The sequence below is a fragment of the Protofrankia sp. Cas4 genome, assembly GCF_963555915.1.
Taxonomy (GTDB): Bacteria; Actinomycetota; Actinomycetes; order Frankiales; family Frankiaceae; genus Protofrankia.
On the sequence record NZ_CAUVXL010000119.1, the window covers coordinates 1 to 13,541 of the forward strand.

10 protein-coding genes are annotated in these 13,541 nt (G+C 70.4%); 4 read left to right on the top strand and 6 right to left on the bottom strand.

The window, feature by feature from the left end; translation table 11 throughout:
- The first annotated feature begins 106 nt into the window (after nt 1-106).
- Both U9979_RS11015 and U9979_RS11020 read left to right on the top strand, forming a co-directional pair.
- On the top strand, nt 107-1,315 hold the full coding sequence (locus U9979_RS11015) for a glycosyltransferase (protein ID WP_322748206.1): 1,209 nt from the start codon (nt 107-109) through the stop codon (nt 1,313-1,315).
- Nucleotides 1,275-2,570 (top strand): polysaccharide pyruvyl transferase family protein, encoded by a 1,296-nt coding sequence (locus U9979_RS11020; protein WP_322779296.1) that lies wholly within the window; start codon nt 1,275-1,277, stop codon nt 2,568-2,570. Before U9979_RS11015 ends, U9979_RS11020 begins: the two co-directional genes overlap by 41 nt.
- Nucleotides 2,571-2,626: 56 nt before the next feature.
- On the opposite strand, the gene U9979_RS11025 is transcribed toward U9979_RS11020, so the two are convergent.
- From U9979_RS11025 to U9979_RS11050, 6 genes are all read right to left on the bottom strand, one after another.
- Nucleotides 2,627-3,241, bottom strand: a complete 615-nt coding sequence (locus U9979_RS11025) for a TetR/AcrR family transcriptional regulator (protein WP_322779297.1) — start codon at nt 3,239-3,241, stop codon at nt 2,627-2,629.
- Nucleotides 3,242-3,669: 428 nt separating this feature from the next.
- On the bottom strand, nt 3,670-5,820 hold the full coding sequence (locus U9979_RS11030) for a 3-hydroxyacyl-CoA dehydrogenase NAD-binding domain-containing protein (protein ID WP_322779298.1): 2,151 nt from the start codon (nt 5,818-5,820) through the stop codon (nt 3,670-3,672).
- Nucleotides 5,817-7,139: a thiolase family protein gene (locus tag U9979_RS11035; RefSeq protein WP_322779299.1), complete on the bottom strand. Its 1,323-nt coding sequence runs from the start codon at nt 7,137-7,139 to the stop codon at nt 5,817-5,819. The genes U9979_RS11030 and U9979_RS11035 overlap by 4 nt, the downstream gene beginning before the upstream one ends.
- 65 nt (nt 7,140-7,204) lie before the next feature.
- On the bottom strand, nt 7,205-8,626 hold the full coding sequence (locus tag U9979_RS11040; protein WP_322779300.1) for an HRDC domain-containing protein: 1,422 nt from the start codon (nt 8,624-8,626) through the stop codon (nt 7,205-7,207).
- A gap of 256 nt (nt 8,627-8,882) precedes the next feature.
- Nucleotides 8,883-9,506 (bottom strand): DUF3000 domain-containing protein, encoded by a 624-nt coding sequence (locus tag U9979_RS11045; protein WP_322779325.1) that lies wholly within the window; start codon nt 9,504-9,506, stop codon nt 8,883-8,885.
- A gap of 561 nt (nt 9,507-10,067) precedes the next feature.
- Complete coding sequence (locus U9979_RS11050; RefSeq protein WP_322779301.1) at nt 10,068-10,463, bottom strand: DUF3817 domain-containing protein; 396 nt, start codon at nt 10,461-10,463, stop codon at nt 10,068-10,070.
- 224 nt (nt 10,464-10,687) lie between these two features.
- Between U9979_RS11050 and hemE the strand changes: the two genes are divergently transcribed.
- Nucleotides 10,688-11,764 (top strand): uroporphyrinogen decarboxylase, encoded by a 1,077-nt coding sequence (hemE, locus tag U9979_RS11055; RefSeq protein WP_322752725.1) that lies wholly within the window; start codon nt 10,688-10,690, stop codon nt 11,762-11,764.
- 149 nt (nt 11,765-11,913) lie between these two features.
- Nucleotides 11,914-13,344, top strand: coding sequence for a protoporphyrinogen oxidase (gene hemG / locus U9979_RS11060; RefSeq protein WP_322779303.1), 1,431 nt, complete (start codon nt 11,914-11,916; stop codon nt 13,342-13,344).
- Nucleotides 13,345-13,541 lie beyond the last annotated feature (197 nt).

The window sequence follows — 13,541 nt, forward strand, 5'->3', positions numbered from 1 at the left end:
CTACTGCGATTGTGGCTGCGTCATCGGATGATGCCGGTCCCGGCGCCCGTCCCCGCCGCACCAGGGGTCGCGCCGGCACCGCTCATGACAGGTCAGCGAGTGGTCGATGTCGCGGCCTGATGTAGCACTGGTGGCGCCCTATCCCCCGCGGGGCGCGAAGCACGCAGGGTCGAGCGGTGTCGCGTCCTATGCCGCGAATCTGGCGACGTCGCTGGTTGACGCGGGCGCGACGGTCGCGGTGGTTGCTCCTAAGATCAAGATGGTGGAGGCGGATGCGGCGGTCTCCGGTGACGGCCCGGTGCTCACCATCCATCGGTCTTTTGGTGACCGACCGTGGTCGCTGCTGGCAGCCTGGCGGGCCGCGCGTGAGACCGGAGCTCCGATCATCCATCTGCAGCACGAGCTGTTCCTCTACGGTGGGGCGGCGGCGCTGCCGTCCCTGGTGACGGCGCTGTCTGCCCGGCGGCGTGGCCGACCTGCGGTTGTCGTCACCATGCACCAGGTGGTCTCACCTCAGGACGTCACACCGGAGTACACGCGGATGCACCGGGTAACGGTACCGGCCCCGGTGGCGCGCGGCGGGCTTGCCGGCCTGCAGCATGCGGTCAGCCGGCTCGCCGACGCGGTCGTTGTCCACGAACGTGCGTTCACCGATGTCGTACCGTCCGCCGTACTCATCCCACATGGGATCGAGGAACTTCTCACCCCGGATCGCCGGGACAGCCGGCTCGCGCTTGGCCTGGACGGTCGGCTGACCGTTTTGTGCTTCGGCTTTGTCGCGCCCTACAAGGGCCTCGAGCTTGCCTGCGAGGCTGCCGCGTTGGCCGGTGACACCGTCCAGCTTGTGGTTGCCGGGGGTGACCATCCGCGGATGACCGGAACGGGTAACTACGCGGACGGGCTTCGCGAACGGTTCGCAGGGACGGTCCGGTTCGTCGGGTACGTCCCGGAAGAGCAGGTTGGCAAGTGGTTCGCAGCCGCCGACCTCGCGTTGCTGCCGTATCCGAAACCCCACGCGAGCAGCGGCGTCCTGGCTCTGGCGTTCGGTTACCGAACCCCGGTACTGCTCTCACATGCGCTGGCCGACTGCGTCGGCGCCCCGCCGCTGATGACCATACCGGGAACGCCCGCGGCGCTTGCTGACCGGTTGCGGGAACTCGCGCGGGACCAGGCGCAACTCGACCGGATCCGCACGGCGAACGCTTTCCTCGCCGACGGTAGGTCCTGGCCCACCGTGGCCAGTCGTCATCTCGATCTCTACGAGGAGGTGACCGGTGGCAAGGGTGCTGTTGGCCGGCGCGTTCGGACAGCGTAATCCGGGCGACGAAGCGCTGCTGCAGGCGTTCCTGCGGGCGCTGTCGGACTGTGACATCGTGGTCACTACAGCCCGTCCAGGATGGACCGAACATACCTATGGATGTGACGCCGTCGACAGTGGCGACCTGTGGGCGGTCGGCCAGGCGCTTGTGGGTGCGGATGTGCTCGTCCTCGGTGGCGGAACGATTTTCAAGACGCTGCACCCGAGCGCGGGCCGTTCGCAGCGTTCGCTGTTGATGCGCTCGCTCGCGCTTGTCAGCTCGGCGCGAACGCTGGGACGTCGGGTGGCCGCGGTCGGTGTCGGTGCCGGTCTGCTGCCTGATCCCGTCTCGCGACGGCTTGCCCGCGAGCTGGTCCGCCGGATCGACCTTCTCGTTCTCCGCGACGAGGAGTCCGCTCACCTGCTGGGTAACTGCGGGGCACCGACACCGTTTCGGGTCGGCTCCGACCCCGCGTGGACGTTGCTGAACCCACCCCTGCATACCGGGGGTCGGCACAGTACCGGGAGCCGGCACAGTACCGGGAGCCGGCACAGTACCGGGAGCCGGCACAGTGGCCGTGACGACACGATTCTGGTTGCACTCAGTCATTTAGCGGCGAGCGGACGGGAGCTGTGGTCGTTGCTCGACCGGCTCGCGGATGCCCTCACCGAGCAGGCCGCCGACGGGCTACAGGTACTTCTCCAGCCGTGGCAGGTCGGTGTCGGTACCACGGGAACGGACGACCATGCGGTAGCGGCATATCTGCAGACTCGCCTTGACGGCAGCATTGTCCTGCCACCGCCGGCGGACCTGACCGAGGCGCGGGCGAGCGCCGCCTCGGCCAGGTTGCTCGTCGCGATGCGCTTCCACGCGCTCGTCGCCGGCGCCGCCGCGGGGACCCCGGTGGTCGCGGTCGCACACGAGGCCAAGCTCGCCGGCCTCGCGCGTCGGCTCGGTCAGCCCGCCGTCCGGACGGACGCGTCCACCGGTGAGCTGGCGGCCGCGATGCGCCATGCCCGGGCTGGAGCCGGCACGCCGCCGGCAAGCGTGCAGGCGGAGACCGCCCAGGCTGAGGAGGGCTTCCGACTGCTGCGACTCCTGATCGACCACGAGCGTTGGGACGAGACGGACACCCTCACCGGACTTCGGCTGGAGCCCGCGTGGTGGACGGCACATCCACCGGAGCCCGCGCCGTCAGCTGGTCCGCCCGCAGGTACGGACCGGCAGCTCACCGGGCACGTTCCGGCAACCCCACCCTCGGGTTCCCCGTAACCTGTGTCAGCCGGGTTCCCCGTAATCTGTGTCAGCCGGGTTCCCCGTAATCCGTGTCAGCAGGTTCCCGCGATATCCGGTTCGAGCGCGGGGAGAATCATGAACACCGTGAGCGTGGCGTACCGGACCGCTTCGGGCAGGGCGTCTGGCCGGGACATGTGGGTGAGCAGCGCATACTGGCTGCATGCGCCCAGCAGAACCGCAGCGGCGACAGTGGGGTCGACGTTCCGGTTGATCCGGCTGATCTGCTGTTCCTGAGCGAGATAGTACGCCACGCCATCGTGAACCGTGGACAGATCGCGACGGTCGGTGATGAGCTTCGTTCGGACCGCCGCGTGCAGTTCGGCGTCGGTGAACAGCCCCCCGGCCAGCGGCAGGTACTGCGCGAAGAACATGATTGCAGCCTGTGACAGCTCCTCGAGGTTGCCCTGTACCGTCCCGCGCCCGACGCGGAGCCGAAGCTGGTCCAGCGCGTCGTCGAGGGTTGGCAGGCCTTCGAGCATCACCGCGGTAATGAGGTCCGTTTTGTCGACAAAATGATTGTATATGCTGCCCACGGCCACGTTGGCTTCGCGCGCAATCTCCTTGGATGTCGCAACCGCCAGCCCGCGGGTGCGAATAACCTGGGTCGCCGCTTCGATGAGTCTATGTCGCATGAGCTGACGTGGCACCCGTCGCCTCCGTTTTCCCCCGTTAACGGCGGCCTTTCGGTCTGTACCGGACCTGACCGTTCTGTCTGTGCTGGAGGATAGGAGAGGATGGTCCGGAAAATATGATCGCCGGATAAAACGACGGTGTCCGGGAAGTGAACGTCGCCCGTCGAATTGCGATCAGTCAAACGCCCTCGAGGGACCCGGACGGTCGCCGCCACCGGTCCGACCGCCACCCCGCTGATCGGTCGGTGCGCTCACATTTTATGAACCCGGGTGTCCGGTACCGCCCGAAATAACCTATGTCGGTGCTGAATGCGCCGACCTACCGGGCGCGGTCATCACCACATTGCTGTTTCGCGCGCCCGGGCGCTCTTAGTTGAACAAAGGGCGTGCGATCGTGGTTCTGCTCGCACGCCCAGAAGCCCAGAAGCCCAGAAGCCCAGAAACTAGGAAATGCTCGCTACACCCGGCGGGCTGAAACGGCGGCCGGTGATCTTCTCGCTGACGCCGGTGCGATCCAGATACGGCGTGATGCCGCCGAGGTGGAACGGCCAGCCGGCACCGAGGATCAGGCACAGGTCCACATCGGCCGCCTCGGCGACCACGCCGTCGTCGAGGATGATCCGGATCTCCTCGGCGAGCGCGGCCAGCGCCGCCTCCCGCACCTGCTCACCGGTCGGCACCGGGGCGTCACTGTCGGCATGGACCCGCAGGAGTTCGGCGGCCTGCTGGTCGATCTCATGCGGATCCCCGTGCTCCGCGTAGACCCCGGTCCGGCCGGCGGCGACAAGCCGGGCAAGGCCTTCGGGTTTGCCGAAGCGGTCAGGATAGGCGGCGTGGAGGGTCTCGGCGACGTGGAGGACAACCGCCGGGCCCACCAACCCGAGCAGCGCCAGCGGGGACATCGGCAGGCCGAGGGGTTCCAGCGCCTGGTCGGCCTCGGCTGGGGGAGTACCGTCCTCGATCGCGCCGAGCACCTCGCCCATGAACCGAATGAGCAGGCGGTTGAGTGCGAACGCAGGCGTGTCGGTGGTGAGCACCGCATTTTTTTTGATCTTCTTCGCGACCGCGAGGGTGGTGGCGATGGCCGCGTCATCGGTGTGCCTGCCCCGGACCACCTCGACCAGCGGCAGGACGGCGACCGGATTGAAGAAGTGCAACCCGGCGACCCGCTGCGGATGCGCCAGCCCCGACGCCATCTCGCTGACCGACAGGGCGGAGGTGTTGGTCAGCAGCAGGGCCGTGGGGCTGAGTACCGCCTCCAGGTCGGTCAGGACCTGCCGTTTGACTGCGGGATCCTCGAACACGGCCTCGATGACGAGGTCTGCGTCGGTGAACGCGGTGAGGCCCAGCGAGCCGGTCACGCTCGCCTTCAGCCGCGACGCAGCGTCCGGGGAGAGTCTCCCCCTGGCCGACAGGTTGTCGATCTCGGTGTGGACGGCGGCCACACCGGCGTCAAGGCGGGCCTGGTCGACGTCGGTCAGCACGACCGGGACCTCCAGGCGCCGGGCGAACAGCAGCGCGAGCTGGCTCGCCATCAGGCCTGCGCCCACCACACCGACCTTGGTGACCGGGCGGGCCAGCGAAGCGTCCGGCCCACCGACTGGACGCCTCGCCCGTTTCTGTACCAGGTCGAAGGCGTAAAGGCTGGCAGCCAGCTCCTCGGTGACGGCGACGTCTGCGAGCGCGTCGGCCTCGGCGGCAAGGCCGGAGTCGAGATCGGCGGTCTCGGCGAGCTCGATCAGGTCCAACGCGCGATAGGCCGCGGGTGCGGCGCCGTGCAGCTTGGCGTCGGCCAACCCCCGGCCACGGGCGACCGCGTCGGCCCAGGCCTGCCCGCGCCGTACCGGCGTCCGCGCGGCGGCCGGGTCGATCTCACCGCGGATGACCTGACCCGCCCAGCGCAGGGCCTCTTCCAGGAAGTCCGCCGGTTCCAGGAGCACGTCGGCGAGGCCGAGCTCGACCGCCGCAGCGGCGTTGAGCATCCTGTTCTGGCTCAGTGGGTTCTCGATGGCGATGGTGACCGCCCTGTCCGCGCCGACCAGGTTCGGGAGCAGCTGGGTTCCGCCCCACCCCGGGACCACACCGAGGAAGACCTCGGGCAGGGCCAACGCCGCGACCGCGCCGGAGACCGCCCGGTAGTCACAGTGCAGCGCCAGTTCCAGGCCGCCGCCCATGGCCGCGCCGTTGATCAGCGCGAAGGTGGGCACCCTGGCGCCGGCCAGGCGTCCCGCGCCGATCCGGCGCATCGCGGTGTGCCCGAGCTCGCTCAACGCGTGGATGGCAGGCCGGATTGCCCGCGGATCGGTGAACGACGACCGGAAGGACAGGTCGGCGCCGACATGGAAGACGAACGGCTTGCCGGTGACGGCGACGGCCGACACGGCCGGGGCGTGCGCCTCGATCTCAGCCGCGGCGGCGAGCAGGTTGCGCAGCCCGGTGGGGCCGAAGGTCGACGGCCGAGTGTGGTCCATGCCGTTGTCAAGGGTGATGAGCGCAATCGGCCCCGCGACCTCCGGTACCTGCACGTAACGGACGTGGGCGTGCGTCACCACCTCGCCCGGATGATCGAGGGTCGGCGTGTCGGTCGAGCTCATGTTGCCGCTCCCGTCCCGTTAGCGCTCCGGGGACTGCGGCCTGCGGGCGCGCGATCTGACGATCGTCGCGCGCCCTTCGGCTCTCCAGCCGCGTCCGCCGTGTCCGCCGCGTCCGCCGCGTCGATGAAATGCGGGTTCGACCAGATGGTCGTGGCGCCCATGCCGAGGCCGACGCACATGGCGGTGAGTCCGTAACGGACGTCGGGACGCTCGGCGAACTGGTGGGCGAGCTGGGTCATCAGCCGTACGCCGCTGGCGGCCAGCGGATGCCCCAGGGCGATCGCGCCGCCGTAGGGGTTCACCCGCGGGTCGTCCTGCGCGATGCCGAAGTGGTCGAGGAAGGCCAGTACCTGGACGGCGAAGGCCTCGTTCAGCTCGAACAGCCCGATGTCGTCGATGGACAGGCCGGTACGGGCCAGGGCCTTCTCGGTGGACGGGATCGGCCCGACCCCCATCACGTGGGGTTCGACGCCGGCGAAGGCGAAGCCGACCAGGGACATCTTCGCGGTGAGACCGAGTTCCCCGGCGACGTCCGCGGCGGCGAGTATGCATCCGGTCGCGCCGTCGTTGATGCCCGCCGCGTTACCCGCGGTCACCCGGCCGTGGGGGCGGAACGGGGTCTTGAGGCCGGCGAGTCCGGCGGGCGTCGTGTCCGGGCGCGGTGGTTCGTCGCTCGTCACGAGATCCCAGCCACTGTCGACGTGCCGGGCCGCTACCGGAACGAGATCGGGTTGGAGCCGGCCGTCCGCGTAGGCCTTGGCCACCTTCTGCTGGGAGGCGAGGGCGTATGCGTCCGCCCGCGCCTTTGTGATCGTCGGGTAGCGGTCGTGCACGTTCTCCGCGGTCTGCCCCATGACCAGCGCGGAGAGGTCGACCAGCCGCTCGGAGACGAAACGGGGGTTGGGGTCGGCGCCTTCGCCCATCGGGTGGCGGCCCATGTGCTCGACCCCGCCGGCGATCGCGACGTCGTAGGCGCCGACGGCGATCGCGGACGCGGTCGTCGTGACCGCGGTGACCGCCCCGGCGCACATCCGGTCGACGGCGTAGCCGGGTACGGACTGCGGCAGACCGGACAGGATCGCCGCGACCCGGCCGATGGTCAGGCCCTGATCGCCGATCTGGGTGGTGGCGGCGATCGCCACCTCGTCGATCCGGTCGGCCGGCAGCGACGGGTTGCGCCGCAGCAGTTCGCGGATGACCCTGACGATGAGATCGTCCGCGCGTGTCTCGGAATAGACCCCCTTCGCCTTGCCGAAGGGGGTGCGGACGCCGTCGACGAACACGACGTCGCGGACGGAGTCCCTGGCAGCTAGGAACACCTGTGCCTCCTGACCGGGGGACCCGGACAAAGCCGGTGCCGACGTGCTCGCCGACACCCCGAAGCCTACGGCAGGTTGTTACCAATGGGTAACCCTGCTGGTCCCGCCGGCGGTTCTGGCAGTTCTGGCGGCTCGGCCCGTTCTGGCGGCTCGGCCCGTTCTGGCGGCTCGGCCTGTTCCGGTGGATCTGGCAGTTCCGGTGGATCTGGCAGTTCCGGTGGATCTGGCAGGCAGCTCGCGATCGGGCCGGCGGTGAGCTCCACCTGCCATGGCCGGGCGCCGCCGGCACGCAGCAGCTCCGCGACGATCTCAGCTTCCGCCGGCGCCGCCGGGGCCGCCGGTGGTGACCAGGCGAGCCGGCGGGCGAGGGCCGGCTCCAACAGGTTCTCCACCGGCATGGTTCGCTCGGTGGCGATGGCGCCCAGGCAGGCGCGGACCCGGGCGAGGCGGGCGGCCGCCACCGGATCACGGTCGGCCCAGCGACTCGGCGGCGGCAGGCCGTCGCCGCCGGCCGCGACGGCCTGCGGCAGGGCGCCCTCGGGCAGCCCGGCGGCTTCCCGTAGCGCGGTGAACCAGGTCCGCGCGGTTCGGCGCAGCCGCGGGCCGGAGAAGATCGACAGCTGGGTCAGGGCCTCGACGTCCGCGGGGTTGCGCAGGACCGCGTCGATGATCGCGCTGTCGGGAAGCACCCGTCCAGGAGCGATGTCCCGTTCGCGGGCGATCCGATCCCGGGTCGTCCACATCGAGCGGACCGCGGCGAGCTGGCGACGGTTGCGGACCCGGTGGATCCCGCTGGTACGCCGCCACAGTTCCGGCCGCGGCTCACGGGGCGGAGCCGCGGCGATCGCGGCGAACTCCTCGCGGGCGAACCGCAGCTTGTCCTGCGCCGCAAGCTCGCCGTGCAGGGCGTCGCGCAACTCGATGAGCAGCTCGACGTCGAGCGCGGCATAGCGCAACCACGGTTCCGGTAACGGCCTGGTCGACCAGTCGGCCGCCGAATGTCCCTTCTCGAGCGAGAAGCCCAGCACCTTCTCGACCATGATCCCAAGGCCTACCCGCTCGTAACCCAGCAGCCGGCCGGCAAGCTCGGTGTCGAACAGCGTGGTGGGCCGCAGGCCGATCTCGGCCAGGCAGGGCAGGTCCTGGTTGGCGGCGTGCAGGACCCACTCGGCGGTACCGACGGCGTCCTGGACGCAGGACAGGTCGGGCACCGCGATCGGGTCGACGAGGTGGGTTCCAGATCCGCGGCGGCGGATCTGGACCAGATAGGCCCGTTGGCTGTACCGGTACCCCGAGGCCCGTTCGGCGTCGAAGGCCACCGGACCGGTCCCGGCGGCCAGCCGCGCCGCGGCAGCGCGCAGCGAAGGCTCGTCGACGACGACCGAGGGGATGCCTTCGGACGGCTCCAGTAGCGGTCGAGCCTGCTCGGCGCCGCCATCTGGATCGTGGCCCTGCTGGTGCGATGAGTCCGGAACCGTCGACGTCACGATCGGCGATGGTACGTCTCAAGTAGCTGCTGCGAACGGCACTCGGGCGGACGAGGCCGGGTCAAATCGCTGTGGACCCGTGATTGGTGCCGGGATGGGTGATCAATTTTACCGTTGGCATCCATGCAGGCGCGGAGCGTTCTCGACTATGACCTGCGATGGTGAGATGATGAGCGCCATGATCACAATTCTGCGTCGGTCGGTACTGTTCCCAGCCGTGACCCCGTGACCCCGTGACCCACGTTGCCGGGCGCTCCTAGTCGCGGCGGGTGGGCAGCGGCACCACTCCGCAGACCCGCGGTGGCAGACCGGCCATGGCGGCGAGCAGGTCCGCGAAGGCATGCAGTTGGGCCACGGCCTCCGTCGGACGCCACCCACGGCGACCGGCGGCACCGGTCGTCTCGGCCCAGTCCGGCGACCACGAGCAGCGCACCTCCACATCCGAGCTGTCGCCGTCCGTGGCGAGAACGCCGAACCGCCTCGAGTTCGTGATGGTCACGGTGCCGCCCATCGCGCGGTAGGCGGCCTGGTTCGCTTCCAGCGCCTCGCGCACCCACGACCAGGCGACCTCGGGCAGGCACGGGTCCACGGCGATCTCGGGATCGACAGCCGCCCGGGCATAGCAGACGAACCGTGCGGTGCCTTCCCAGGCGCTGTGCCCGATCGGATCGACGAGGAGGATCAGACGCCCGGAGGCGGCCTCGTCACCGTCGCACACCAGGCCACCGGCGATGGCGAACGCATACGGCGCCAGCCTGGTAGGTGCTTGGAGCTCGTGTACGGCAATCTCTGACCGCACCCGCCCCAACGCGTCCCGTAGTGCGGCTGTAGCGGCCACGAAGGCTGTCGGCACGCCCTCCGGAGACAGCGATGCGCCCATGGACGTCACGTTAGGACGTCCGGACCGCAGGCGCGCGACAGAGCGTGGGCGACCGGGCGAGCAGACCGGGCAGCAGACCGGGCATGCATACGCCTGCCCGCGCCTGACACCCGATCAGGCGACATAGCGGGACCGGTGCGGGATCGGATGGCCGGTGGACCGCGGTGCTACCCCCACCGACGCCCGGCCCGGCCTGGCGGGGACCTGCTGTTGATCGACGAACAGCGCCGTTCCGCACTCGACACATGCCCGGTCGGGACACTCCGCCCCGTGCCCGTCCGAACACGGCGGTTGCTCGAAATCGCGTATGTCACCGCACTCGGGGCACACCCGTTGGGTTAACCCGTCGGCGCCCACATGGACATGTTCCATCCGAACACCACTCCCAGGTCACGTCCACGTCGGGAGGGTTCGTGTGGACATCACGGACCCTCCCATCCCATTCGGACCGTCCCTGACGGTGGCACGGACCTGCCCCATTGCCACGCATTCGGCCCCGGCGTGTCGTGCATGCCCATGGGTGTCCGGCTGGTCGCCTTTGGTGAGCATCGACCACTAAACTCAGGGCGCGGTACCGGGCGTCGGGGCTGTCGCGGATGTGGTCGAGCTGCCGGCCGGCGTCGGTGGGTGACCCGCGGCGGGGACGTGCAGCCACCGGCGTTCCACGATGTACGGGGCGATGGGCAGGACGGCGGCACCCAGCGCCAGCAGCGTCTTCGACATCGGCCAGCGCCGACTCCGGGCCAGTGCGATCATTATCGCGCAGTACGCGAGGAAGAGCCCGCCGTGGATCGGACCGAGTATCCGGACGCCGCCGGGGTGGCCGGCACCGTACTTGATCGTCGTTGCGACCAGGAGCAGGAGGAACGACGTTGCCTCGGCGACCGAGACAACCTGCGCGGTGGCGAGCAACCTCTTCTCGCCTCTGTTCGTGCGGGTGTTGCTCGCAGCTGGCATGGTCGGGCCTCCACGGTATTTTCTTCTACGTCATGTCGAAGGTAGTCGTGGCCGCGGCCGTGCGTGGTCCGGTTGCCATGCTGTGGCCCCCGTCCGTCGCCTCATCCGCCGGCCGGTCTCATGCTGTGATCGGTCGGTCCGCGATGGTGGAGCGTGACCGACGTCGCGGCGATCGAGGTCGCCGCCTGAACACCCGGCGCGTCCGGCATGCAACCATCGAGGCCATGTACCGCGCAGCGGCGCCCGGGCGCGGAGTCTCGGGCGCGCCCACTGGAGAGTCCGAACTCCGCGACGCGCCGTTCCTACGGGCGTGTCGCGGTCAGTCCACTGAGCGCACGCCCGTGTGGTTCATGCGGCAGGCGGGCCGGGCGCTCCCGGAGTATCGCCGGCTGCGCGCCGGGACAGCCATGCTCGACTCCTGCCGCGATGCGGCCATGGTGACCGAGATCACTCTGCAGCCGGTGCGTCGGTTCCGGACCGATGCCGCGATCCTGTTCTCCGACATCGTCCTGCCGCTCGTCGCGATCGGCATGGACATCGACATCGTCGCCGGGGTCGGCCCGGTCGTCGCGGAGCCGGTCCGCGACCGCGGTGCGCTCGCCCGTCTGCGGCCGGTCGGCGACGAGGACGTGCCGTATGTCGCCGACGCCGTCCGCACGCTCGTCGGCGAGCTCGGGCCAATCCCGTTGATCGGGTTCTCCGGCGCGCCGTTCACCCTTGCCAGCTACCTGGTCGAGGGTGGCCCGAGCCGGACGCACGCGCGGACCAAGGAGCTCATGTACACCGAGCCGCGGCTGTGGCACGACCTGCTGGAACGCCTTGCCGACATTGCCATCGGCTACCTGCGGGTCCAGATCGAGGCGGGTGTGAGCGCAGTCCAGCTGTTCGACTCGTGGGCCGGGGCACTGGATGAGGCCGACTACCGCCGTTACGTGCTCCCGCACAGCCAGCGTGTGCTTGGTGCATTCGACCATGCCGACGTCCCGCGCATCCACTTCGGGGTGAACACCGGCGAGCTGCTCGGCGCCATGGCCGAGGCCGGTGCGGACGTCGTCGGGGTGGACTGGCGGGTTCCGTTGGACGAGGCCGCCCGGCGGATCGGTCCGGGTCGCGCGGTCCAGGGCAACCTCGACCCGACCGCGGTCTTTGCGCCGGTGGACGTCCTGGCGGACAAGGTCCACGACGTGTGTGCCCGCGGTGCCAAGGCGAGCGGTCATGTGTTCAATCTCGGGCACGGAGTGCTCCCGCAGACCGATCCCGGCGTACTCGCCCACATCGTGGACCTGGTTCACGAGGCCTGACCGCCTGACAGCCCGCAGCGCCGGGCGTTCTTGGTCGCCGACGCCGTGACATTGCCGGGCGGCCCGACCCGACCGTCGGGCGCGGAGGGAGACTGGACCCGCGGCGGCCGCATCGGGCAGGCGGCCGCGATCGGGAGGAGCGGGTCCACATGCGGGTCGTCGTGGTCGGAGCGGGCATCGCGGGGCTGGCTGCCGCCCATGCGCTACGGGGCCGGGCTGAGGTCACCGTGGTCGAGTCCGGCGACCGCGTCGGAGGCAAACTGCGGACCACCTCGTTTGAAGGCATGCCCATCGAGGAGGGTGCGGAGTCGTTCCTGACCCGCGTACCGGACGCCGTGCGCCTTGCCCGGCATGTGGGAATGGGCCACGACATCGTTCATCCGGCGACCACCGCGGCCTCGCTGCTGATCTCCGGCCGGCTGCGGCCACTGCCGCCGCGGACCCTGCTCGGCGTGCCGACCGACGCGATCGGCCTGATCCGTTCCCGGGTGCTCTCACCGGTCGGGCTGCTCCGCGCCGCCGCCGATCTGGTGCTGCCTCGTACGATCCTGCCGGACGACCCCACCGTCGGTGGCTATGTGGGTGCCCGGGTCGGCCGCGAGATCGTCGAGCGGCTCGTCGACCCGCTGCTGGGCGGGGTGTACGCGGGGCGGGCCGATGCCATGTCCCTGCGCGCCACGGTTCCGCAGCTGATACCGATCATGTCCGAGGACCGCTCGCTGTTGCTCGGGGCGTACCGGGTCCGGGCCCGCACCGCGCCCGCGGATCCCGCGGGAACGCCGGTGTTCGCCTCGGTCCGTGGTGGCCTCGGACGGTTCGCGGCAGCTGTCGCGGACACCAGCGGGGCGACGATCGTGCTCGGCGCGACCGTCCGTGCGGTTGGCCGGACGCCGTCGGGCTGGCGGCTGACCGTCATGGATACCGGCGCCTCCGACACACCGGCCGCCCCGGGGGCCGGCGGGTCGGGCGAACGGGAGATCGATGCCGACGCCGTGATCCTCGCCGTGCCCGTGGCCGTGGCCCGGGCCCTGTTGGCGCGGGTGGCGCCGCACGCAGCCGCACCGCTGGCCGCCGTCCCCTACGTGTCGGTGGGGTTGACCACCCTCCTCTACCGGGGAGCGCGGCTACCGCCCGGCAGCGGCTATCTGGTGCCGCCGCGTGCGGGCGGGGTCGTCAAGGCGGCTACGTTCGTGTCCGCGAAGTGGCCGCATCTGTCGGCCGGTACCGACCTCACCGTCGTGCGGGCAAGCGTCGGGCGGGCCGGCGACGTCCGTGACCTCGAGCGGAGCGATGTCGAGCTTGCCGGCGTGGTCGCGGCCGAGCTCGCCGCTGCGACCGGGCTGACGGTCCGGCCGGGGGCCAGCCGGGTGACACGCTGGCCCGACGCGCTCCCGCAGTATCTGCCCGGGCATCTGGACCGGATCGCGGCCGCCCGCCGGGCGCTGCCCACCGGCCTTGCACTGGCTGGCGCGGGATACGACGGGGTCGGCATCCCGGCATGCGTCCGGTCCGGCGAGGCGGCAGCGGAAACGGTGCTGCGCGCGGATGACGCTGTGCGGACCGGGCGGATCGGGCCGTGACGCGCACCGGATGGTCAGACCTGTCCGACGGTGAGACGTACCCGACGGTGAGCGCACGGTGCGGTACTGACGTGGCGTCTGCCGGCACCGCCCGGCCAGGCAGCTCCGGCTAGGCGACAATTGGGCCATGTCCGAGACTCCGAGCGGCCGAAGCCCGCGCGATCATGAATCTGGTCGCGCGGCCGGCGGCCCCATCC

What these genes read in the sequence shown, in the direction of transcription:
- U9979_RS11015 (WP_322748206.1), top strand. Translation starts at nt 107, where the DNA reads ATGTCGCGGCCTGATGTAGCACTGGTGGCGCCCTATCCCCCGCGGGGC.
- U9979_RS11030 (WP_322779298.1), bottom strand. Translation starts at nt 5,820, where the DNA reads ATGAGCTCGACCGACACGCCGACCCTCGATCATCCGGGCGAGGTGGTG.
- U9979_RS11045 (WP_322779325.1), bottom strand. Translation starts at nt 9,506, where the DNA reads ATGGGCGCATCGCTGTCTCCGGAGGGCGTGCCGACAGCCTTCGTGGCC.
- U9979_RS11050 (WP_322779301.1), bottom strand. Translation starts at nt 10,463, where the DNA reads ATGCCAGCTGCGAGCAACACCCGCACGAACAGAGGCGAGAAGAGGTTG.
- hemE (WP_322752725.1), top strand. Translation starts at nt 10,688, where the DNA reads ATGTACCGCGCAGCGGCGCCCGGGCGCGGAGTCTCGGGCGCGCCCACT.
- hemG (WP_322779303.1), top strand. Translation starts at nt 11,914, where the DNA reads ATGCGGGTCGTCGTGGTCGGAGCGGGCATCGCGGGGCTGGCTGCCGCC.